The sequence below is a fragment of the Streptomyces sp. NPDC004111 genome, assembly GCF_042874215.1.
Lineage (GTDB): Bacteria > Actinomycetota > Actinomycetes > Streptomycetales > Streptomycetaceae > Streptomyces.
Map to the genome: position 1 here is coordinate 146,305 of NZ_JBIAMU010000011.1, position 22,252 is coordinate 168,556.

The 22,252-nt window shown below is 71.6% G+C and carries 19 protein-coding genes and 1 riboswitch; of the genes, 6 read left to right on the forward strand and 13 right to left on the reverse strand.

Annotation, left to right across the window (positions count from 1 at the left end):
- The first annotated feature begins 149 nt into the window (after nt 1–149).
- Together ACFYVL_RS22280 and ACFYVL_RS22285 are read left to right on the forward strand one after the other, a co-directional pair.
- The gene (locus ACFYVL_RS22280) at nt 150–2,141 is read left to right on the forward strand and encodes a glycosyltransferase family 2 protein (RefSeq protein ID WP_389247385.1); all 1,992 of its coding nucleotides are present in this window, start codon (nt 150–152) and stop codon (nt 2,139–2,141) included.
- Nucleotides 2,138–4,072 carry a galactose oxidase-like domain-containing protein gene (locus ACFYVL_RS22285; protein ID WP_389247388.1) on the forward strand — a complete coding sequence of 645 codons (1,935 nt, stop codon included), beginning with the start codon at nt 2,138–2,140 and terminating at the stop codon, nt 4,070–4,072. Before ACFYVL_RS22280 ends, ACFYVL_RS22285 begins: the two co-directional genes overlap by 4 nt.
- 159 nt (nt 4,073–4,231) lie before the next feature.
- Here the strand turns inward: ACFYVL_RS22285 and ACFYVL_RS22290 are convergent, their stop codons facing one another.
- Nucleotides 4,232–5,251 (reverse strand): glycoside hydrolase family 6 protein, encoded by a 1,020-nt coding sequence (locus tag ACFYVL_RS22290; RefSeq protein WP_389247391.1) that lies wholly within the window; start codon nt 5,249–5,251, stop codon nt 4,232–4,234.
- 317 nt (nt 5,252–5,568) lie between these two features.
- Here ACFYVL_RS22290 and ACFYVL_RS22295 point away from each other — a divergent pair, with 317 nt between their 5' ends.
- The 4 genes from ACFYVL_RS22295 to ACFYVL_RS22310 all read left to right on the forward strand — a co-directional run bounded on the left by ACFYVL_RS22295 (nt 5,569) and on the right by ACFYVL_RS22310 (nt 8,761).
- Entirely contained in the window at nt 5,569–6,330 is a 762-nt protein-coding gene (locus ACFYVL_RS22295) for an ANTAR domain-containing protein (protein ID WP_389247393.1), read from the forward strand.
- A gap of 59 nt (nt 6,331–6,389) precedes the next feature.
- The gene (locus ACFYVL_RS22300) at nt 6,390–7,169 is read left to right on the forward strand and encodes a GAF and ANTAR domain-containing protein (RefSeq protein ID WP_389247396.1); all 780 of its coding nucleotides are present in this window, start codon (nt 6,390–6,392) and stop codon (nt 7,167–7,169) included.
- Between the two features lie 376 nt (nt 7,170–7,545).
- Nucleotides 7,546–7,690, forward strand: a riboswitch (cobalamin riboswitch).
- A 31-nt stretch (nt 7,691–7,721) separates the two neighbouring features.
- A complete protein-coding gene (locus ACFYVL_RS22305) occupies nt 7,722–7,940 on the forward strand; it encodes a CbtB-domain containing protein (RefSeq protein WP_389247398.1) in 219 nt (72 codons plus the stop codon).
- Between the two features lie 17 nt (nt 7,941–7,957).
- Complete coding sequence (locus ACFYVL_RS22310; RefSeq protein WP_389247400.1) at nt 7,958–8,761, forward strand: CbtA family protein; 804 nt, start codon at nt 7,958–7,960, stop codon at nt 8,759–8,761.
- Here ACFYVL_RS22310 and ACFYVL_RS22315 read toward each other — a convergent pair.
- From ACFYVL_RS22315 to ACFYVL_RS22370, 12 genes are all read right to left on the reverse strand, one after another.
- Nucleotides 8,719–9,402, reverse strand: a complete 684-nt coding sequence (locus ACFYVL_RS22315; protein ID WP_389247403.1) for a class F sortase — start codon at nt 9,400–9,402, stop codon at nt 8,719–8,721. The two genes, ACFYVL_RS22310 and ACFYVL_RS22315, sit on opposite strands and share 43 nt — an antisense overlap.
- A gap of 89 nt (nt 9,403–9,491) precedes the next feature.
- Nucleotides 9,492–10,034: a hypothetical protein gene (locus ACFYVL_RS22320; protein ID WP_389247405.1), complete on the reverse strand. Its 543-nt coding sequence runs from the start codon at nt 10,032–10,034 to the stop codon at nt 9,492–9,494.
- Nucleotides 10,035–10,695: 661 nt separating this feature from the next.
- A complete protein-coding gene (locus tag ACFYVL_RS22325) occupies nt 10,696–11,475 on the reverse strand; it encodes an HAD-IIA family hydrolase (RefSeq protein WP_389247407.1) in 780 nt (259 codons plus the stop codon).
- A 91-nt stretch (nt 11,476–11,566) separates the two neighbouring features.
- Complete coding sequence (locus tag ACFYVL_RS22330) at nt 11,567–13,081, reverse strand: alkaline phosphatase family protein (protein WP_389247409.1); 1,515 nt, start codon at nt 13,079–13,081, stop codon at nt 11,567–11,569.
- A gap of 287 nt (nt 13,082–13,368) precedes the next feature.
- The gene (locus ACFYVL_RS22335) at nt 13,369–15,303 is read right to left on the reverse strand and encodes a TerD family protein (RefSeq protein ID WP_389247411.1); all 1,935 of its coding nucleotides are present in this window, start codon (nt 15,301–15,303) and stop codon (nt 13,369–13,371) included.
- 141 nt (nt 15,304–15,444) lie between these two features.
- Complete coding sequence (locus ACFYVL_RS22340; RefSeq protein ID WP_389247414.1) at nt 15,445–16,515, reverse strand: 2-aminoethylphosphonate ABC transporter substrate-binding protein; 1,071 nt, start codon at nt 16,513–16,515, stop codon at nt 15,445–15,447.
- Nucleotides 16,516–16,574: 59 nt separating this feature from the next.
- The gene (locus ACFYVL_RS22345) at nt 16,575–17,372 is read right to left on the reverse strand and encodes an ABC transporter permease (protein WP_389247416.1); all 798 of its coding nucleotides are present in this window, start codon (nt 17,370–17,372) and stop codon (nt 16,575–16,577) included.
- Complete coding sequence (locus ACFYVL_RS22350; RefSeq protein WP_389247419.1) at nt 17,359–18,234, reverse strand: 2-aminoethylphosphonate ABC transporter permease subunit; 876 nt, start codon at nt 18,232–18,234, stop codon at nt 17,359–17,361. Before ACFYVL_RS22350 ends, ACFYVL_RS22345 begins: the two co-directional genes overlap by 14 nt.
- Complete coding sequence (locus ACFYVL_RS22355; protein WP_389247421.1) at nt 18,227–19,342, reverse strand: ABC transporter ATP-binding protein; 1,116 nt, start codon at nt 19,340–19,342, stop codon at nt 18,227–18,229. The genes ACFYVL_RS22350 and ACFYVL_RS22355 overlap by 8 nt, the downstream gene beginning before the upstream one ends.
- Nucleotides 19,339–20,067, reverse strand: coding sequence for an HAD family hydrolase (locus ACFYVL_RS22360; RefSeq protein ID WP_389247423.1), 729 nt, complete (start codon nt 20,065–20,067; stop codon nt 19,339–19,341). Before ACFYVL_RS22360 ends, ACFYVL_RS22355 begins: the two co-directional genes overlap by 4 nt.
- Before the next feature lie 8 nt (nt 20,068–20,075).
- Nucleotides 20,076–21,197 (reverse strand): TIGR03364 family FAD-dependent oxidoreductase, encoded by a 1,122-nt coding sequence (locus ACFYVL_RS22365; RefSeq protein ID WP_389247425.1) that lies wholly within the window; start codon nt 21,195–21,197, stop codon nt 20,076–20,078.
- 144 nt (nt 21,198–21,341) lie between these two features.
- Entirely contained in the window at nt 21,342–22,106 is a 765-nt protein-coding gene (locus ACFYVL_RS22370) for a GntR family transcriptional regulator (RefSeq protein ID WP_389247427.1), read from the reverse strand.
- Nucleotides 22,107–22,252 lie beyond the last annotated feature (146 nt).

Sequence of the window (22,252 nt, forward strand, 5' to 3'; positions counted from 1 at the left end):
GGGCATCATGCAACCGGAAGGTTGCCGTCCCGTGTCTGTACCGATGGCGGCCCGACCAATGTTGCGTTCGGGACGGTCGAGGGGGACCGCCAGCGAGCGAGAAGACCTACGAACTCACGCAGCCAGCCTTGCGTGCGGGGGGATGACTCATGACGTCGACGCCGAGCGGCGCCGGGCAGTACCACGACCCTACCCACGACCCCACCCAGACGACGCAGCTGCGGGTCCCCCCGCAGGTCGCATCGGGCGGGCCGGGTCGCCGACAGCAGAAGGCGCTGCCCAGGTACGACTACGAGCACTACAGCCGGCTGGCCGGACCACTCACCCAGCCGGACCCCGGCAAGCCGTACAAGGTCCAGTACCGCTCGCTGATCTCCCAGGAGCCGCACCGCATCCGTGCCGCGCTCCTCCTCGGCGCCGCACCGCTGCTGTCCCTCGGTCTGTTCATCTGGCTCATGCAGCCGGGCCACTGGACCGACCGCGACCCGAACCTGCAGGACGACCTGCTGCGGGCGCTCGACGTCGTCATGCTGGTGTCGATCGGGCTCATCGAGCTCTTCCGCACCATGAACGTGATCTCCAACGCACACGCGACCCTCGTCGCCCGTGACCCGATCCCGGTCGTGCCCGAGTCCGGCACCCGGGTCGCCTTCATGACCTCCTTCGTGCCCGGCAAGGAGCCGCTGGAGATGGTCACCAAGACCCTGGAGGCGGCGGTCAAGATCCGCCACCGGGGCCTGCTGCACATCTGGCTGCTCGACGAGGGCGACGACCCCGAGGTCAAGGCCGTCTGCGAGCGGCTCGGCGTGCACCACTTCTCCCGCAAGGGCATCGCGAAGTGGAACCAGAAGAAGGGTCCGCACCGCGCGAAGACCAAGCACGGCAACTACAACGCCTGGCTGGACGCGCACGGCGACGACTACGACTACTTCGCCTCGGTCGACACCGACCACATCCCGCTCCCGAACTACCTGGAGCGCATGCTCGGCTACTTCCGCGACCCGGACGTCGGCTTCGTCATCGGCCCGCAGGTCTACGGCAACTACGACACCTTCGTCACCAAGGCCGCCGAGTCGCAGCAGTTCCTCTTCCACGCCCTGATCCAGCGCGCGGGCAACCGCTACGGCGCCCCCATGTTCGTCGGCACGTCCAACGCCGTGCGCATCAAGGCGCTGAAGCAGATCGGCGGTCTGTACGACTCGATCACCGAGGACATGGCGACCGGCTTCGAGATCCACCGCGCCAAGAACCCGGCGACGGGCAAGAAGTGGCGCTCGGTCTACACCCCCGACGTGCTGGCCGTCGGTGAGGGCCCCTCCGCCTGGACGGACTTCTTCACCCAGCAGCTCCGCTGGTCGCGCGGCACCTACGAGACGATCCTCAAGCAGTACTGGAAGGGCTGGGGCACGCTGCCCCCCGGCAAGCTCTTCAACTACACGATGATGATCATCTTCTACCCGATGTCCGCCATGAACTGGATCCTGGCCGCACTCTCCTGTGCGCTGTTCCTGGGCATGGGCGCCTCGGGTGTCCAGATCGACCCGGTCATCTGGATGATGCTGTACGGCAACGCCTCCGCGCTCCAGATCGGCCTCTACATCTGGAACCGCCGTCACAACGTGTCGCCGCACGAGCCCGAGGGCTCCGGCGGTCTGGCCGGCATGGCGATGTCCGCGATGTCCGCGCCGCTCTACGCGCGTGCGCTCATGGACTCCGTGCTGCGCCGCAAGTCCAGCTTCGTGGTGACGCCCAAGGGCGAGTCGGCGAGCCCCGACACCCTCTTCGGCACCTTCCGCATCCACCTGTTCTTCATCGCGATCTTCGCCGGGTCCATCGGCGTCTCGTTCTGGCGCGGCCACTCGCACCCGGCGATGGTCACCTGGGCGACGCTCGCCATGCTCATCACGGCGGCGCCGATCTTCGCCTGGCGGCTCGGCATGCGCGCGGAGAAGAAGAACGGCAAGCCCGGCCCGCAGCAGGGTCCCGGCTCCGCGGGCGGCACCCCGGAGTACGACCAGCAGCAGGCCTTCCCCGGCCAGGGGCAGTACGGCGACGGCGGCCACGCCCCGCAGCAGCGGCCGAGCTGGGCCCCCGCCGACCAGACCATGCAGATTTCTTCCCTTGGGGGACGTAAGAAATGAGTTTCCGTCCGAGCCGCCGGGCCAAACGCCTCTCCATCACGGCGGCCGTGGTCGTCGCCGTGGCGGCGTTCAACGGGCCCGCGCTGTACCGCTTCGGTTCGGAGCAGTACCACGAGTACAAGATCAACCGCCCCGAGTACAAGGCGGAGAACGGTCACTGGGACTTCCTGGACGTCCCGACCGACAAGAAGATCAACACGATCCACTCGGCACTGCTGCACACCGGCAAGGTCCTGCTGATCGCGGGTTCCGGCAACAACCAGAAGAACTTCGACGCGGGCAAGTTCGAGTCGGTCCTGTGGGACCCGAAGAACAACACGTACAAGATGATCAAGACCCCGAAGGACATGTTCTGTTCGGGTCACACGCAGCTCGGCGACGGCAAGCTCCTCGTCGCGGGCGGCACCAAGCGGTACGAGAAGCTCGAAGGTGACGTCACCAAGGCCGGCGGCCTGATGGTGGTGCACAACGAGAATCCCGACAAGCCGATAACGCTCCCCGCGGGCACGGTCTTCAAGGGCAAGAAGAACGGCAAGACGTACGTCTCCAAGGACCCGGTCCTGGTCGAGAAGGCCACCAAGGTCTTCGACAAGGCCACGGGGAAGTTCCTGCGCAACAACCCGGGGCTCGGCCGCATCTACGTCGAGGCCAAGCAGTCCGGCAAGCAGTACGAGTCCGGCGCCCAGGACAACTACGCCATCCCCTCGCTGACCGGCAAGGACGCCCAGAACACGTACGGCGTCGCCGAGAAGCTCGCCCTGGACAAGAAGGACTTCCAGGGCATCCGCGAGGCGTACGAGTTCGACCCGGTGGCGGAGAAGTACATCACCGTCGACCCGATGAACGAGGCGCGCTGGTACCCGTCGCTGACGACCCTGAAGGACGGCAAGGTCCTGGCGACCTCCGGCCTCGACGACATCGGCCAGATCGTCCCGGGCAAGGACGAGATCTACGACCCGAAGACGAAGACCTGGAAGTACACGGGCTTCGAGCGGCGGCTGCCGACGTACCCGTCGCTGTTCACGCTCAACAGCGGCAAGCTCATCTACACCGGCTCCAACGCGGGCTACGGCCCGGCGGACGTCGGCCGTGAGCCCGGCATCTGGGACCTGTCGAACAACAGCTTCAAGAAGATCCCGGGCATGAGCGACCCGGACCAGCTGGAGACCTCGGCCTCGGTCATGCTGCCGCCGGCACAGGACCAGCGGTTCATGGTCATCGGCGGCGGTGGCGTCGGCGAGTCGGAGAAGTCCTCGGAGAAGACCCGTCTGGTCGACGCCGACGACGCGAACCCGACCTTCAAGGACGGCCCCTCGCTCGACAAGGGCACCCGCTACCCCAGCGCCTCGCTGATGCCGGACGACACCGTCCTGATCACCGGCGGCTCCGAGGACTACCGCGGGCGCAGCGACTCCAACATCAAGGAGGCGCGTTCCTTCGACCCGAAGACCAACAAGCTCAAGCGGCTCGCCGACCCGGCAGTGGGGCGCAACTACCACTCCAGCTCGGTGCTGCTGCCCGACGGCCGCGTGATGGTGGCGGGCTCCGACTCGCTGTACGCGGACAAGGCCAACACCCGGCCCGGCGTCTTCGAGCAGCGCATCGAGATCTACACGCCGCCGTACCTGTACCGCGACTCGCGGCCCAAGCTGAACGACGGCCCGAAGAAGATCGCCCGGGGCGCCTCGGGCACCTTCACCTCGCAGCACGCGTCGTCCATCAAGTCGGCACGGCTGATGCGGCCGAGCGCGGTGACGCACATGACCGACATGGACCAGCGCAGCATCGCGCTGGACCTGAAGAAGACGGCCGACGGCATCACCGTCACCGTCCCGGAGAACCGCTCGCTGGTGCCCTCCGGGTACTACATGCTGTTCGTGACGGACGACCAGGGCACGCCTTCCGAGGCGGTCTGGGTCGAGGTCCCGTAGGACCGCGCGGGGCGCACGGCAGCGCACCGTGACGCACATACGAGTAAGGGGCGCCCTCCCGGAGGGCGCCCCTTACTCGTATGTGCTGCTGTCCTGCCGTACCGCTCCACAGGGCCGTGCTGCCCGGCGGGGGCTGTCCTCCCCCGCCGGGTGCGTGCGCTACTTGGCGTTCTTCGCCAGGCCCAGCGCGTAGTCCGCGAACCAGCGGCCGGCCTGCGGGCCGCCCTTGCACTCGCCGTCCGACTCACCGGGGCGCTTGACCCACAGGAAGGCGTGCACCTGCGGGTCACCGGTCTCGGTGGTGGGCGCCTCGCCCAGTGCCCGGCCCGGCGGGTTGCACCACGGGTCCTTGAGGCTCTTCTCCTGGACCGGGCCGTTGCCGTTGCGGCTGGTGTCGATGACGAAGGGCTTGTTGCCGACCTTCGCCGACAGCTCCTTGCCGTACTTCTTGCTCTCCTCGGTGGAGTAGAAGTTCGACACGTTCACCGAGAAGCCGTCGGCCGCGTCGATGCCCGACCACTTCAGCGGCTCGAAGATCTGGTCCGGCTTGCCCCAGCCCGCGTTGCCCGCGTCCAGGTAGACCTTGGTCTTCGGCTGCTGCTTCAGCGTCTTGATGGCGCCCTTGAGGAGGTCGTAGCGCTCCTCGTGGAACTTCTCCGGGGTGCACTGGTCGACCAGGTGCAGCACCGCGTCCGGCTCCAGGACGACGGTCGCCGGGCGGTCGCCGATGCCCTCGGCGACCTGCTTGATGAACTCCCGGTAGGCGTTGCCGTCGGCGGCGCCGCCGCCGGAGAACTGGCCGCAGTCGCGGTGCGGGATGTTGTAGACGACCAGGATCGCCTCGCGGTCCGCCTTGGCGGCGGCCTCGGTGAAGCCCTTGGCCTGCTCCTTGGCGTTCTCCGGGATCAGCCACTCGCCGGCCGGCTGCTGGGCGATCTTCCGGATCAGGTCCTTCTTGCCGCTGTCGCTCTCCTCGGCCAGCGCCTTGGCCGCCTTGGAGTCCGGATTGACCCAGAAGGGGTCGTTGCCCTTGGGCTGCTGGGACACCGGCGCGTTGCTCCCCGAGCCCCCGCCCGAGCCGCCGTCCCCACCGTCCGAGGAGCAGCCGGTGAGCAGCAGGGCGGCCCCCACCGCGACCGCTCCCAGTGCTCGCACACGTCCGCTGTAACTGCCGTACATCGACTCCCCCTTGGGCGCCTTGTGAAGACTGACCGTCTCGAAGCTGACTTGATTCCGAGGCAACCCCCCAGGCGCCCCTGCCCGGACACAACCGGTCGAATCCATCCTGACACACCAGCGGTCACCCTCAGCAGCCGCGCCCGCTTCGTCGCTGAGCTGTTGCACCGCGTTCAACCTGCCTCTTTGGGGGCACACGGCTACGATGAAGCACTCCTGGCTGCCCGCCGCGAGGCACTTCGCAGGACTCTTCAGGACTCTTCACAGTTGTCCGCCCGGGGACCGCTCGGGAACTCGTCGGGAACCTTCAGGAGGAGGGCGTGGCCACCGCCCGTATGACCGCCCTGCTCGACGAGCTGGCGCTGCACCGCACCGCCGTGCTCGACGAGTCCTTCGCCCGCCGTTGCGCCCTGGCGCTGGGGGTGGACGGGCTCGCCGTCACCCTCGTCGTGGAGGACCTCCAGGGTGAGCCGGTGTGGCTCTCCGGGCCGCGGGCGGCGGCCCTCGAAGACCTGCAGTTCACCCTCGGCGAGGGGCCGGGGCCCGACGCGGTGCGCACCGGCCGGCTGGTGCTGGACGGCGACCTGGAGCGGGTTCCCGGGGGGCGGTGGCCGGGTTTCCTGCCCGCCGCGCAGAAGCTCGGGCTGCGGGCCGTGTTCGCCGTGCCGCTGCAGATCGGGGCGATCCTGGTGGGGTCGCTGACCTGTCACCGCGACGCCCCCGGCCCGCTCGCGGACGACTCCCTCACCGACGTGCTGGTCCTCGCCGACGCGCTGACGCTCACCCTGCTCGACAGTGCGCCCGGCGCGCCGGCCGGGGAGGGCACCGGTCCGCCGCCGGAGGCCGGCGGCTGGCTGGCGCAGGACGCGGCGCTCTACCGTGCCGAGGTGCACCAGGCCACCGGCATGATCGCGGTACGGCTCGCGGTGTCTCCGGCGGTGGCACTGGCCCGGCTGCGGGCGTACGCGTACGCCGCCGAACGGCCCATCCTGGAGGTGGCGGCGGACGTGGTGGCCCGTCGGCTGCTCTTCACCCAGGACGGCGCCCTCCAGGACGGCGACGGTACGGAGCAGGCACGATGATCCTGTGGCAGCGCCCGGCGCGGGCCACCCGGCAGCACGACAGATGTGGGTGACAACGCATGGACAGCTATGGCCGAGAACAGAAGATCGCGACGGCCTTCGTCGAGGCCACCGACACCCTGGTCGACGACTTCGACGTGATCGACTTCCTCCACTGGTCGGCGGCCCGCTGCGTCGAGCTGCTCGACGTGTCGGCGGCCGGACTGATGCTGACCGACCAGCGCGGGCAGCTGCGCGCGGTGGCGTCCTCCGACGAGCGCGCCCGGCTGTTCGGCCTGCTGGAGATCCAGCAGGAGGAGGGCCCCTGCCTGGACTGCTTCCGGGGCCGGCGGCCGGTCGCGCCGCTCGCGCTGTCGTCCGCGGCGGCGCGGGAGCGCTGGCCGGTGTTCGCGCCGCGCGCGGCGGCGTACGGCTTCGGGTCGACGTACGCGGTGCCGCTGCGGCTGCGCGAGACGGTCATCGGCGCGCTGAACCTCTTCGCCGGTCCGGACGGGGCCGGTACGGCGCCGCAGGAGCTGCAGCTCGCGCAGGCGCTGGCGGACACCGCGACCCTGGGCGTCCTCCAGCAGCGCACCGTCCGGCACGACGAGCTGCTGGCCGGTCAGGTCCAGTCCGCGCTCACCGGCCGGGTCCGGCTGGACCAGGCCAAGGGCATGCTGGCGGAACAGTGGGGGCTCTCGGTGGACGAGGCGTTCGACGCGCTGCGGAGCCACGCGGAGCGCGCCGGGCGGCCGGTGTCCGAAGTGGCGATGGATCTCGTACGGGGCAGCCTGGACGTGGCGTCGGTGCCCGCCGGGAAGCCGGGCGGGGGCCGGAGCGGAGAGCAGAGGGCCCGGTGAGGCCGTACGGGACACTCGGAGCGACTTTGCAGTGACTTTGCGTCAATTACCCTATGGAGTACGGGGCTTGCCCGCTCTAGAGTATTCCTGAGGCCCCAGCCCCCGGCCCGTAGAGCCGAGTTGGACTTTCCAGAACCTCCCGCACAGACGCCGGGCTTCTCCCGCAGTCCGTGCGCGTGCGGTCGAGGACCAGCCCGGTCGGCGGCTCCGGGGGGAGCGAGCAGCCGACCGGGCCAGGTGCTGTCGCAAACGTTCCCGGTGCCCCGCGCCGCCCCTCCTGCCCTTCCCGTGCCGTCCCCCCTCCCGTGCCGCCGCCCCTTCCCGTGCCGTCCCCGGCGGGCGTTCCCGGGGCGCCATTGACAGTGCACTGCCAGGCTGGGACTCTCCGGAGGACAACTCCACACTTCGAGGCGACGGTGAACAGGAACTCCGGTGCGATTCCGGGGCGGTCCCGCCACTGTGACCACACCTGCCACGGTGTGGAAGTCAGGAACTGACCCGTCGTCCTCCTGCTCATGGGGCGTGGAAACCCCAGAAGGAGGCACCACCCTAATGTCTGCGTCTGCCCAGCAGTCCGCCCAGAGCGGCGATCTCGCGTCCGCGACCACCCGCACCCGGGATCTGCTGATCCTCGTCGCCGCGGTGATCGTCGCGCTGATCGCGCTGTACGCCGTGTTCATGGACAACGGCCACATCATCTCCGCCACCGGCAGCTACCTGCACGAGTTCTCGCACGACGGCCGGCACCTCTTCGGTGCCCCCTGCCACTGATCGGGGCCGGACGCACCATGAGCAACCCCACTCTCACCCTGCTCGGCCGCTCCCTCGCGGCGGGCGGGGCCGCAGGCCTGGTCACGGGCCTGTTCTCACTGCTGCTGGCCGAACCGGTGATGGACCGCGCGATCGTCCTCGAAGAGGCGCGCTCGGCGAAGGCGGAGGCGGCCGAGCACGCGCACGCGGCGGCGGGCGCCGTCGCCGACCACCACGAGGAGCTGTTCTCGCGCGGCCAGCAGCACTTCGGTCTGGTCGTCACGGCGATCGTCGCGGGCCTCGCCATGGGCGCGCTGTTCGCGGTCGCCTACGCGCTGGTGCACCGCCGCACCGGGTTCCTGGTCCGGGCCTGGCCGCGGGCGCTGGCCTTCTGCGCCGCCGCGTTCGTCGCGGTGGCCCTGCTGCCCGGACTGCGCTACCCGGCCGCCCCGCCCGGGGTCGGCGACGCGAACACCGTCGGGGAGCGGCAGCAGTTGTGGCTGGCCGCCGTCGTGATCGGCATCCTCGGCATGCTGCTGGCCTGGCAGGTGTACGTACGTCTCGCGGGCCGGGCCGAGCCGCTGCGGCACGGTGCGGTCTTCCTGACCGGGGCCGCCACCCTCGCGGTGCTGTTCCTGCTGCCGGACAACCCGGACGAGGTCCCGGTGCCGGCCGCCCTGCTGTGGGACTTCCGCGTCCTGTCGCTGGGCTCGCAGCTGCTGCTGTGGGTGGTCTTCGCGGCGGTGTTCGGGGGCCTCGGGCTGCGGGCCGCGGCACGGGCCGGCGCACCGGCGCGGGCTCAGGACCTGGCGGCCGGGGCCTCGGTGGCGCCGGTCAAGTAGGCGGAGACGACCACGTTGGCGGTGTAGGAACGGGCCTTGTGGTCGTACGTGCCGCCGCAGGTGATCAGCCGCAGTTCGGCGCGGCCGTCCTGGTGCGCGCCGTACACCTTCTTCGCGTCGAACTTGTCCCGGCTGAAGACCTGGACGTCGTCGACGGTGAACTCGGTGACGGAACCGTCCGCCCCGGTGACCTTGATCCGCTCGCCGGGGCGGGCGGAGCTCAGTCCGTAGAAGACGGCGGGCTTGCTCTGGGTGTCGACGTGCCCGACGAGGAGGGCGACACCGCGTGCGCCCGGCCGGGTGCCGTCCCCGAACCAGCCGACCGTGGTGGGCTGTTCGTACGGCGGCGGGTCCACGGCGCCCGAGGCGTCGAGACCGCGCGGGGCGACGGGGGCGGCGATGCCCAGCGAGGGGATGTCCAGCCGGTGCGGCTTCGCCCCGGTCACCGGGTCGTGCGCCTCGGGAAGTTCGACCTGCAGCAGTGGGCGTCCCACCGCGGCCACGTCACCGGTGGTCGGGGCGGATATGCCGCCCGGCCCGTCGGTGAGGTCGCGGCCCCACAGCCACAGTCCGAGGAGCAGTACCGCCCAGGCGACACCGGTGAGCATCCGGCCCTTGCCGGACGCGTGGTCATCGCTCATGTCCGGTCCTCTCCTCTCCCTGCCGTCCTGCTGGATTTACTGGATGTGCTGGGTGTGCTGGATGTACTGGATGTGCTGCCGCGGGTTCCTCAGTCGGTGGGGGCGGCGCCGCTGCGGCGGCGGCGTACCGACCGTCCCGCGATGGCGACGGCGGCGACACCCGCGAGGCCGAGGCCGATCAGGGTGTGCGGGGTGCCGGGGCCGTCCGACTCGGCGGCCAGGGCCGTACCGCCGCCGCCCGCGCGGACGGGAGCGGTCGGGTGGACCCGGTGGTGGACGACGGTGACGTTGCCGCTGGCGGTGCCGGGGCCGTCCTCGCACTTGACGTGGATGCCGTAGTCGCGGCCGGAGGCGTCGGAGCGGATCCGGGCCTCGGCGAAGAGGCCGCCGTCGGCGGCGGGGTGGAACTTCGCGGGTTCGGCGAACGCCTCGGACGTGCCGATGGCCGTTCTGCCGCCGCACACGCTGATGCGCAGGTCCACCTCCCCGCCCGCGGCGATGGTGGACGGGGTGACGGTGACGCTGCCGTGGGTCTCTTCGTTCTCCGTGGCGGCGGCGAGGGCGGGGGAAGCGGGGATGAGTACCGCTGCGAGTACCGCACCTGCGCAGAGAGTGAGCTGCGTTGAGCGCATTGTGAACCTCCTGGTACTTCGAAGATCCACGCATGCGGCACTTCCCGCATCCCCAGCCCCCCCCAAACTGCGCCGTCCGGGCCCTCGACGGCCCCCACCGCCGCGCCCTTGGGCGACGGGGGGCCGCCCGCTCACTCCCCCGCCCGAGCCCCCTTGGGCGGCGGGGCCGCCCCCCGGGGGCGGAACGGGCGGGCAAGGGGGCGGCCCCCGGCGGAGCCGAACCCTCCGGCCCCGCCCGGCCCGCCGCTCCGCACCGGAATGGCCGCTGCGCGGAGCCTCACCCCACCCCGCCCCTTCCCGAAACCGGAGCTCCGCCCCGGACCCCGGGTGGCGGGCCCTCCAGGGGTGGGTGGGGGTGTGAGGGAGGAGCGTGGTTGCTCGCGCAGTTCCCCGCGCCCCTGAAGGGGCACTCCTGCACCGGACGGGGGAGGTTGCTCGCGCCCACGCGGCGGTAGCCGCACAGTGACACAGCCCCGCGCCCCTGAAGGGGCACTCCTGCACCGGACGGGCAAGGCTGCTCGCGCCCGCGCGGCGGTGGCCGCACAGTGGCACAGACCCGCGCCCCTGACGGGGCACGCCACGCTCGCGCAGCGGTAGCCGCATCAATGCAGCCCTGCGCGCGGCAGCCTCACAGCGACACAGTCCCGCGCCACCGAAGGCGTCAGATGCGGTCGACCAGGTCCGCGATCGAGTCGACCACCGAGGACGGCCTGAACGGGTAGCGGTCGATGTCGTCCTTGCCGGTCAGACCGGTCAGGACCAGGAAGGTCTCCATCCCCGCCTCCAGTCCGGCGAGGACGTCCGTGTCCATCCGGTCGCCGATCATCGCGCTGGATTCGGAGTGCGCCCCGATGGCGTTGAGTCCGGTCCGCATCATGAGCGGGTTGGGCTTGCCCGCGAAGTAGGGGTCCTTGCCGGTCGCCTTGGTGATCAGCGCGGCCACGGCGCCGGTCGCCGGGAGGGGGCCCTCCGCCGAGGGGCCGGTCTCGTCGGGGTTGGTGCAGATGAAGCGGGCGCCGCCGTTGATCAGCCGGATCGCCTTGGTGAGGGCCTCGAAGGAGTACGTACGGGTCTCGCCGAGGACGACGTAGTCCGGCTCGTGGTCGGTGAGGACGTAGCCGATGTCGTGCAGAGCGGTGGTCAGGCCCGCCTCGCCGATCACGTACGCGGTGCCGCCGGGGCGCTGGTCGTCCAGGAACTGGGCGGTGGCGAGCGCGGAGGTCCAGATGTTCTCCACCGGCACGTCCAGGCCCATCCGGGCGAGGCGGGCGTGCAGGTCGCGGGCGGTGTAGATGGAGTTGTTCGTCAGCACCAGGAAGGGCTTGCCGGTGTCCCGGAGCTTCTTGATGAAGGCGTCGGCGCCGGGGATCGGTACGCCCTCGTGGATGAGGACTCCGTCCATGTCGGTGAGCCAGGATTCGATCGGCTTGCGCTCTGCCATCTGACGGAACTCCTCGTACGCGGTCAAAAAGAGCGAAGGGGGGCGCGCACGACCTTGTGCACGCCCCCAGCCTAATCAACGTACGGCCACGTCAGCCTGCCTTGACCGAGACCGCGTCGACGGTCCAGTACCAGTTGTTGCCGCCGGTGTACCGGAAGTGCACCCGCGCGGTGGTGGCGCCCGCCGGGACCTGGAGCCGGACGCTCTCCACCCGGGAGGAGGTGTCGGCCGTGTACGTCTTCACGACGGCCGGCGCCCCGTTGCCGTACGACACCAGCACCTCGCCCTTCTGCGGCGCCTCCTGCCGGTAGTACGTGGTGTACGTGAGCGTGGCCGCGGCCCCCGCGGTGACCGGGAACGCCGGGCTGATCAGCGTGGAGTCGAAGGTTCCGGTGACCGTCCGGTCGCTCCACTCGTCGCCGTCGGCGACCGCGAAGACGTTGCGGGCCCGGACGTTCAGCTCCCGCTGCTGGCCCTTCTCGGCCTTGGTCCAGAACTCGTCCGTGGTGAAGGCCCAGCCGCGCCACTCGGTGACCCCGCCCGTGCCCATCCGGGAGTTGTCGATCCGCCAGCCGGCCGGGGGCGTGTGGGTGAAGCCGAGCACCTCGGACCCGATCCCGCTCTCGTCGACCGCCTTCTGCAGCGTGCCGCGCAGCGCGTCGAAGGCGTCGGGCACCTGCTGCTGGACGGCCCGCCCGTCCAGCCCCCAGGCCGGGTCGAGGGGCACCCCCAGGTGGTGCAGCGCCGAGACCGCGACGTCCGGCATCCGCACGTCGTGGCGGGTGGTGCCGGCGGGCAGCCCGCCACCGCTCGCGATCAGGAAGGTCTGCCGCTCGTCCCAGCTGTCGCCGCCGTGGCCCCCGGTGGCGGTGTGCCCGTGGTCGGCGGTGATCATCACGAGCCAGTCCTCGCCGCCGTACGTGGCACGGGACCTGACGGCGGTGAGGATCTGGCCGACCTGGGTGTCGACGCCGCGCAGCGCGTCCAGGTACTGGCTGCTGGCGTTGCCGTGCTCGTGCCCGGCGTGGTCGACGTTGTCGAGGTGGACGAAGACCGCGTCGACCTCGGACCCGAGCCGGGCGACCGCGCGGGCGGTCGTCCCGGTGTCGTACTCCGCGGCCGGCGTCGAGACCCGCTGGTCGACCTTCGGGGAGAAGATGATGTCGGTGACCGGGTTCCAGGAGGCCACCGCGTACGTCCTGAGGGCGGGTCTGGCGGTCTCGGCCCGGGTCAGGAAGTCCGGGTACCGGGCGAGGTCGTGCCCGGTGAACTCGTTGTTGACCACCTTGTGCTTGTCCGGCCAGACGCCGGTGATGAGCGTCGACCAGCCGGGCCCGGAGGACGTCGGGGCCATCGGGTTGGTGTAGAGGGCGGAGGGCGCGGTCACCCCGGACGCCATGAGCGCGTCCAGGTTCGGGGCGTCGGCGTCCTTGATGCGCCGGAGCATCGCGCCGTCGAGGCCGATGACCAGCACCTTGGGGACCTTGGCGGCCCGTGCCCCGCGCGCGGCGGCGGAAGCGGCGGTGACGGAGGCGAGGGGGCCGGCCGCCGTGGCGACGGCGGCGGCACCGAGGAGTACGGCGCGGCGCGAAATGCCGGAGGACATGTCTTCTCCAGAGGGGAGGGGGTGCCGGGGCAGGACGGGGCGTGCGCGACGGACGGGATCCGAGATCAGGAATTCCGGACCAGACCCGTTACCTTGACGTGATATCAGCGACTGGTCCAGACCCTGACAGCCAACCTTGGCCGAATGGTTACCGGCAGACGTCGAACCGGCTGCGCGACGCGGACATCGGCACGCCGGACCCTCGGCGGGAGGGGGCAAGAGCCCCCGCCCGCCGGGGGGTTGGGGCGGGTGGGGGCTCGGGCCCCGGTGTGTCGCGGGGCCGTCCTTCAGTCCTCGGCCACGTCCACGCCGTGCTGCACGGCCAGTTCGGCGAGGCCGTGGTCGTACCCCTGGCCGACGGCGCGGCACCGCCACAGGGGTCCGCGGCGGTAGACCTCCGCGACGAGCATGGTGCGTTCGGTGGTCGCGGCGTCCAGTACGGCCTGGGCGAGCGGCTCCGCGCCGCCGCCGGGGCCGACGGTGAACTGGACCGCGCCCACCGCGCCGAAGGTCTCCTCGCCGTCGATCGCGGCGGCCACGATCACCTTGCGCACGGCGGCGGGCAGTGCGGCCGTGTCCACCACGAAGGACTGCTCGGTGGGTCCGTCGGTGCACAGCCGGACCGCGCCGTCCGGGGACTCCGGGGCGCTGTAGAACACGAAGTTCTCGTCGCGGGCGACCTGGTCCTCCTCGTCGACGAGGAACGCCACCAGGTCGATCTCGCAGGTGGACTGCTGCCCCCACGCAGCGGTGACCTGCCAGCCGGCCGTCGCCGACGGGTCGACGAGGTCCACCACCCCTCCCCTGGGCAGCACCTGCGGGCCCTGCCCTCCGTCGGTGCGCCTCTCGCCCGCACCGGCGGGCGGCGTCGGCGCGTCGAGCCAGTGCGCGGGGTGCGTGGGGACGGCCAGCGCGGTGATCCGCCGCATCCGGCGGTCCTGTTCGCCGCCGGGCAGCAGGACGACGTCGGTGACGCTCGCCGAGAGGTTCACCGCCGCGGCGGCACCCAGTTCCACCACGCGCACCCGGGCGGCGGAGGCCTGCGGGTGCGTACCGCCGAGGACGAGCACGCGGCGGCCGGCCAGCGGTCCGGCGACCCGGCGGCCCGGACGCCGCGGGGGTGCCGCGGGGCGGGCGGGCGCGGGTCCGGCCGCCGGCGCCGGAAGGTCGTCGGCCGGGGTACGGGGGCCGGGCACGCCCCGTGCCGCGTCCGGCGGGTCCGTGAGGACGACCGGTGCCACCAGCGGCTCCGCGAAGGGCGGACCCGCCGCGCCGCCGGGTCCCGGTTCGTGCGCGTCGCCCTCCCGCACCCCGCCCAGCAGCCGCAGGAAGGTGCTCTCGTCGACCACCGGCACGCCGTGCTCCAGCGCCTTGCGGGCCTTGCTGGTCGCCGCGCCCCAGTCGTTGGCGACGAGGAGGCTGGTGTGCCTGCTGACGGTACTCATCACGTTGAGTCCGGCGGCCACCGAGCGGGCGACCAGTTCGGCGCGCGCGGTCGCCGTCTCCCCCGTGACGGCCACCTTCATGCCCTGGACCAGCTGTCCGCCCGCGACGTACCGGCCGGGGTTGCTGTAGGGGCACGGCGTCTTCGGGGGCTGGGGCGCGAACCGCGCGTCCTGCCGGGGCGGGCAGGACACCAGCGGCAGGGGCAGGTCCAGCCGCCCGGCCTCGCGCAGGGTGGCGCGCAGGATTCCGGCGAGCACCCGGGTGTCGTCGAGCGCGTCGTGCGCCGCGTGCCGCGGTACGCCGTAGTGCGCGGCGAGGGTGCCGAGCCGGAGGTCCGCCGTGGGCGGGTCGACGCGGCGGTTGAGGGCGAGGGTGCACAGCCGCTGGGCGACCGGCAGCCACTGCCGGGCCCTGGCGAACTCGTGGGCGAGGAAGTCGTAGTCGAACTGCGCGTTGTGCGCCACCAGCACCCGGTCCTGGAGGAGTTCCGCGATCCGCCCGGCCACGTCGGCGAAGGCCGGTGCGCCGCGCAGCCGCTCCCGGGTCAGCCCGTGCACCTCGACCGGGCCCGGGTCGCAGTCCGGGCCGGGGTCGACCAGGGTGGCGAACTCGCCGGTCCGCAGCCCGTCCGGGCCGAGCGTGATCACCGCGACGGACAGCACCCGGTCGCGTCGCGCCACGCGTCCCGAGGTCTCCACGTCCACGAGTGCCCAGTGGTGGGGGTACTCGGGGAGACCGGGTGCCGGGGAGGGGGAGGCGGGGGTGACGAGGGCCATGCCGGATTCTGACGCGTACCGCCGTCACGCATCAACCGGTTCCGGAAATTGGGGACTTTGGTCCCCCGGGGAGGGGCAGGTCGGCCCATGTCGTACGGTGCCGGGCGAAGTCCGGCCCCTCCCCCGGGGCCGCCGGGGTGCTCAGCTGCCGGTGGCCGTCTTCCAGGCCTCGACGTAGTCCTTGAGGTTCTTGTCGATGTCGGCCCAGTCGGGTTCGAAGATCTCGACGCCGTCGATGATCCGGGTGAGTTCGATGGCGTTGGCGTCGGTCGGCTTGACGTCCGTGCGGGCGGGGAAGCCGCCGCCGACGGAGCTGACGTCCTTCTGGGCGCCCTCGGTGAGCATGAAGTCGAGGAGCTTCTTGCCGTTCTCGGTGTGCGGGGCCTTGTCGACCAGGCCCGCCGCGTACGGGAGGGCGAAGGTGGTCCGCTTGCCGCCGGGCCCGGCGGGGAACCAGATGCCCAGGTTGGGGGCGGACTTGGACTGTGCGAAGTTCATCTGTACGTCGCCGTTGGCGACCAGGATCTCGCCCTTGTCGACCTTGGGGGCCAGCTTGGAGGTGGAGGAGGACGGGCCGACGTTGTTGGCCTGGAGCTTCTTCAGGTAGGCCATGGCGGGCTCCTTGCCGCCGAAGTCGTGCATGGCCTTGATGACCACGGCCGTGCCGTCGCCCGCGACGCCGGGGGTGGAGTACTGGAGCTTGCCCCTGTACTTGCCGTCCAGCAGGTCCTCCCAGGTCCTGGGGGTGTCGCCGGGGAGTTCCTTCTTGTTCTTGATGAAGCCGAAGTAGTTGTTCACGACGGAGGTCCAGGTGCCGTCGGTGGACTTGTCGGCGCCGTTGACCTTGTCGGAGCCGGCCGGTTCGTACTTCTGGAGCAGCCCCTTGGAGCCGGCCTGCTGGATGAACGGCGGCAGGGTGACGATGACGTCGGCCTGGGTGTTGGACTTCTCGCGGACGGCGCGCTGCACCATCTCGCCGGAGCCGCCCTCCACGTACTTGACCTTGATGCCGGTCTTCGCCTCGAAGTCCTTGAAGACCTTGTCGTACCAGCCGTCGCCCTTCTCGCCCTTGAGTCCGTCGGCGCTGTAGACGGTGACGGTCTTCTCGTCGGAGGAGGCGGCCGAGGAGCCGCCGCATCCGGTGAGGCCGGCGGCGAGGGCGAGGGCGCCGGTGACGGCGGCGATCGGCTTGAGCAGGTGGCGGTTGCGCATGGCGACTGATGTCTCCTGGGGAGGTGGGCGGAGAAGGGGGTGGGTCGGGGCGTGCCGGGTCAGCGGTAGGAGGCCCGGGTGCGGATGCGGGAGACCGCGAGCAGGACGAGCAGCGTGGTGCCCATGAGGACGACCGCGACGGCGGAGCCGGTGAACAGCGAGCCCCGGTCGGTGGCGGTGAAGATCTGCACCGGCAGCGGCATCCAGTCCGGCGGGTAGAGCATCATCGTGGCGCTCAGCTCGCCCATGGACAGGGCGAAGCAGAGTCCGGCCGCCGCGTTGAGCGAGGGCAGCAGCAGGGGGAGCTTCACCCGCCACAGGACGTGGGCGGGCCGGGCGCCGAGCGAGGCCGCGGCCTGCTCGTACACCGGGTCCAGCCGGACGATCGCCGCCGAGACCGACTGGTAGGCGAAGGCGGTGACCAGGATGGTGTGCGCCAGGACGACGATCCAGCGGGTGCCGTTGAGGAGGAACGGGGGCTGGGAGAAGGCGACCAGCACCGCGAGCCCGACGACCACCGAGGGCACCGCGACCGGCAGCATGAACAGCGCGTCCAGCACCCGCTTGCCGCGCTTCTTCAGCGCCGCGGCGGCGAGCGCCGCCCAGCTGCCGAGGACGAGCGCCAGGACGCTGGCGACGACGGCGGTGACGAGGCTGGTGGTGAGTGCCTGGAGGGATTCGCCGCGTACGGCGGCCCCGTAGTTCCCGGTGGTGGCGCCCGAGGGGAACGCCCCCGACCAGTGGGTGGAGAACGACGCGGCGACGATGACCAGCATCGGCAGCGCGAAGAGCGGAAGGAAGAGGACCAGGAAGAGCGCCCAGGTGGCCCACTTGCCCGTTCGGCTATGCACCAACACGACGGCTCACCACCCGGTAGAGGCTGTAGAGCCCGACGGAGATCACGACGTTGACGACGGCGACGACACAGGCGGCGGTGTAGTCCGACTCCAGGATCGCCTTGCTGTAGACGAGCATCGGCAGGGTGGTGACGCCCTTGGCGCCGGTGAAGAGCACGATGCCGAACTCATTGAGGCACATCACCAGGACGAGGGAGCCGCCGGCGGCGAGCGCGGGCAGCGACTCGGGCAGGATCACCTGCCGTACGATCCGGCCGGTGCGCGCCCCGAGCGAGGACGCCACCTCCAGCTGTGCGGTGTCCAGTTGGGAGAAGGCGGCGAGCAGCGGGCGCATCACGAACGGGGTGAAGTACGTGATCTCCGCGAGCAGCACCCCCCACGGTGTGGTGAGGAAGTGGAAGGGGCCCTCCGCCGCGCCGGTGACCCCGGTCCACACCCCGTTGGCCATGCCGACCGTGCCGTAGATGAACAGCAGCGCGAGGGTGATGAGGAAGGAGGGGAAGGAGAGGAAGACGTCGATGAACTTGGCGACCGCCCGGCCCCCCGGGAAGGGGACGAAGGCGATGATCAGCGCCAGCAGGAAGCCCAGCACCAGGCAGCCGACGGTGGCGCCGACCGCGAGCAGGACGGTGGTGGTGAGCGCCTCGCGGAACGCCTCGGAGGCGAAGACGTCCGCGTAGGGCCCGGTGGAGAGGGTCCCGTCCTCGGTGAGGAAGGACTGCTGCACCACGAGGGCCAGCGGGTAGAGGAAGACCAGTCCGAGGACCGCGACGGGCGGCAGCGCCCACACCCAGCGGGGCACGCTCCGGGGCGGCTTGGCGTCCTGCTGGGCGAGCGGCGGGCTCAGCGTGGCGCTAGCCATCGGACACCCCCGCGGCAGAGACCGGCTCCCGGTCCCGGGCCCCGCCGACGTCCGCGCCCAGCAGCACCGCGTCCTCGGGGGCGAAGTGCAGGGTGACCTCGCTGCCGAGCGCGGGCGTCTCGCGCAGTTCCCGTACGTCGGCCTTGACGCGGTGGCCGCCTGCCCCGTCCGGTCCGCCGACGTCGACGTACAGCCGGTGGGTGGAGCCGCGCCACTGGACCTCGGCGATGGTGCCGCGCAGGGCGTTGGGTCCGTCCTCCCCGAGTCCGACGAGGTGGGGGCGGACGCACAGGGTGGCGGACGCGCCGGGCGCGACGCCTTCGGTGCTGACCTTGAGGACGGTGGAGCGCAGGGTGACCGAGCCCGAACCGACCTTCACCGGGAGGAGGTTGGCGTTGCCGACGAAGGACGCGGTGAACTCGGTGCGCGGCCTGCGGTACAGGTCCTGCGGGGTGCCGCAGTCCTGGAGGCGGGCCTTGTCCATGACGGCGATCCGGTCGGCCAGGGTGAGCGCCTCGACCTGGTCGTGGGTGACGTACAGGATGGAGACGTCCGGCAGCTCGCGGTGCAGCCTGGCCAGTTCGGCGAGCATCCCGGAGCGGAGCTGGGCGTCGAGCGCGGAGAGCGGCTCGTCGAGGAGGAGGACGTTGGGGCGGATGGCGAGCGCGCGGGCGATGGCGACGCGCTGCTGCTGGCCGCCGGAGAGTTCGCGCGGGTAGCGGGCGGCGTAGGAGGCCATCCCGGTCATCTCCAGCGCTTCGGCGACCCGGCCGGGGATCTCCGCCCTGGGGACCTTCTGCGCCTTGAGTCCGAAGGCGACGTTGTCCTCGACCTTCAGGTGCGGGAAGAGGGCGTACTGCTGGACGACCATGCCGATGCCGCGCCGGTGCGGCGGCAGCGAGGTGATGTCGCGCCCGCCGATGAACACCCGCCCGGAGACCGGCCGGACGAAGCCCGCGACGGCCCGCAGCGCGGTCGTCTTGCCGGAGCCGGAGGGGCCGAGGAGCGCCATGACCTCGCCGGGCTCCACGGTCAGCTCCAGCGAGTCCAGGACGGTGTTGCCGCCGTACTGGACGGTGACCTTGTCGAAGCGGATGCCGCTGCTCATCGTCCCAGCTCCGCGAGGAGCGCGGGCAGTTCTGCGACCGAGGGCAGGACGTGGGTGGCGCCGTGCGCGAGGAGGTCGTCGCGGCCGTGGGCGCCGGTCAGCACGCCGCCGACCACGCCCGCCCCGGCGCGTACGCCGCTGAGCATGTCGTACGAGGTGTCGCCGAGCACCGCGACGTCCGCGACGCCGGCGACGGCTTTGGTGCGCAGGAAGGCGGCGAGCACCATGTCCGGGTAGGGGCGGCCCCGGCCGCCGGCGTCGGCCGGGCAGAGGGTGAGCGGGACCAGGTCCTGCCAGCCGAGGGCGGCGAGGATGGCGTCCTGGGTGACCCGGGCGAACCCGGTGGTCAGGACGACGGTGCGGCCCTCGGCGGTGAGCTTCTCGACGGCGGCGCGGGCGCCGGGTATCTCGGCGATCCGGCCGCCGTCGACGAGTTCGCCGTACGCCTCCTCGAAGGCGGTGTTGGCGCGCCGGGCGAGTTCCTCGTCGCCGAAGAGGTGCCGGAAGACGGAGATCTTGGACTCGCCCATGGTCCTGCGGACGTAGTCCAGCTTGGCGTCGAAGTCGGCGGTGCCGGGCTCGACGCCGAGGCGGGTCGCGGCGGCGGCGAAGGCCTGCTCCACGAGGCCGCCGTCGGCGACGGTGGTGCCGGCCATGTCGAGGACGACGAGGCCGATGCGGTGGTCGGCGCGGTGCTCGGCGCGGTTGTCGGTGTGGTTGCTCATGGTCGTGCTCACCAGCCCAGTTCGTTCGCGGTCTTCTCTGCGATGGCCGGCGAGCAGGTCATCCCGCGTCCGCCGGGCCCGGTCACCAGCCACACGCCGCTGCGCACCTGCTCGCGGTGCACCACGCGGCTCTTGTCGGTGCACTGTGCGTACACCCCGGCCCAGCGCCGCCGGATCTTCGGAAGCGGACGGCCCAGGAAGCTCTCGGCGACGGCCTGCACGTGCTCGTACGGCTCCTCCTCCACATCGAAGCGGAACGGGTGCTCGTACTCGTGGGTGTCGCCGATGGTCAGTCCGCCGTCGCGTCGCTGCACCATCAGGAGCTGCATCTTGTGGGCGGCGGCGGTCGCCGTCTGCGCCTGTCCGGCGTTGAGGGCGTCCAGCGCCTCGCCCGCGTAGGCGGGGTAGTAGCGGAAGCTGTCGCCGTCGGCCACCGAGGTGGTGAGGGGTTCGCCGAGCGGCTCGGTCTGCATCATCTGGAGCCGCACCCGCCGCACCGGCAGGTCCGGCACCAGCTCGCGCACCAGGCCGCCGAGCCAGGCCCCCGTGCACAGCACGACGTGGTCGCCCCGGTGCACGACCCCGTGGTCGTCCCGTACGGAGCCCTCGCCGACCACCTCGCGGACCTCGCGTCCGCCGAGGAAGGTGTAGCGGCCGGACTCCAGCAGGGCGAGCTTGAGGGCGAGCTGGGCGGTGCGGGGTTCGACGGCCGCGTCCCGCTCGCAGTACAGCGCGCCGAGGAAGTCGCCGCGCAGCGCGGGGTTGACGGCCCGCGCCTCGTCGGCGGTCAGCAGCTTGTAGCCGCGCGCGGCGGCGTCGTCGCGGGCCAGCACGCTCTCCGCGACGCCGAGTTCGAGCTCGGTGCGGACCGGGGTCAGCGAGCCGTTGGGCCTGAAGCCCAGCTCGGGGACCCGGGCTCCGATGCCCTCCCACAGTTCGCGGGCGCGCAGCGCGGTGTCGAGTTCCTCGCCCCCGGCCCGGCCACTGACCCAGATCTGGCCGAAGTTGCGCAGACTCGCGCCGCGCGCCTCGCTCTCGCGCTCGATCTGTACGACCTCGTGGCCGCGTTCCACTGCCTGCCAGGCGTGCATGGTTCCCACCACGCCGGCTCCCACCACTATGACTCTCACGGCGGCAACGCTCCTCGGGGCGGATGGCCGGTCCTGATCCGCTCGGCAACGGCACGGTGAACAGCCCCCCAAAGATGGCCCATACCCGTTACGCTTCCGTTACCAGAGCGGTCCGCTCCCGCCGCTCCCCCGCCCCGGCGTCCGCTACGAGTTCAGCTGCGTCGTAAAGCTGAACCGGTCCCCCCGGAAGAGCATCCGCACCCGCTCCAGCGGCCGGCCCGCCATGTCGCGCGACCAGCGGTGCATCAGCAGCATCGGCAGCGCGGGCGGCGTCCCGATCAGCAGCGCCTCGCGCGGGGTGGCGAGCACGGTCTCGATCCGCTCCCCGCCCTGCCCGAGCGCGATTCCGCACTCCTCGCGGAGGTAGGCGTAGAAGGAGGAGTCCGGCCGGAAGTCGGCGTCGAGCCGGGGCACCCGCTCCACCGCGACGTAGCAACTCTCCAGCCCCACCCGCTCGTTGTCGGCGAGCAGCACCCGCTCCAGGTGCCAGACCGGGTCGCCGGGCTCCACCCCGATCTCCGGCGCGAGGCGCGGCGGGCAGGGGAAGCGCTCCAGGCCGATCAGGTTGCGCCCCGGCCGCCTGCCCTGCCGGCGTACTCCTTCTGTATAGCTGGCCAACGAGAGGGGCTGTTCGAGCTTCGGGCCGGCGGCGACGGTGCTGCGCCCCTGCCGTCGCACCCGTCCCTCCAGCAGCAGTTCGCGCAGTGCCTGGCGGACCGTGTCCCGGGCGACCTCGTAGCGCAGGGCGAGGTCGCGCTCGGTGGGCAGCGGCTGACCTTCGCCCAACTCGCCGATCAGGTCGGCGAGATGGGCCTTGACCGCGTAGTACTTGGGGATGCGTCCGTGCTCCGGGATGCCGGACCGGACGGGCGCGCCGGGGTCCTGGTGATGCGTGTTCGGGTAGTCCACGTCAGGGATCGTCGCAGATGGCGGAGGCCACCGACCCGGCCGAGGACGCCCGGCACGGGCCGTACGGCGGCGCCGGTGTCCGGAATACGACGGTCCTGGCGGGGCGGCGGGGCGGACGCCGGGGGACGGAGCGACGGAGCGGGCGC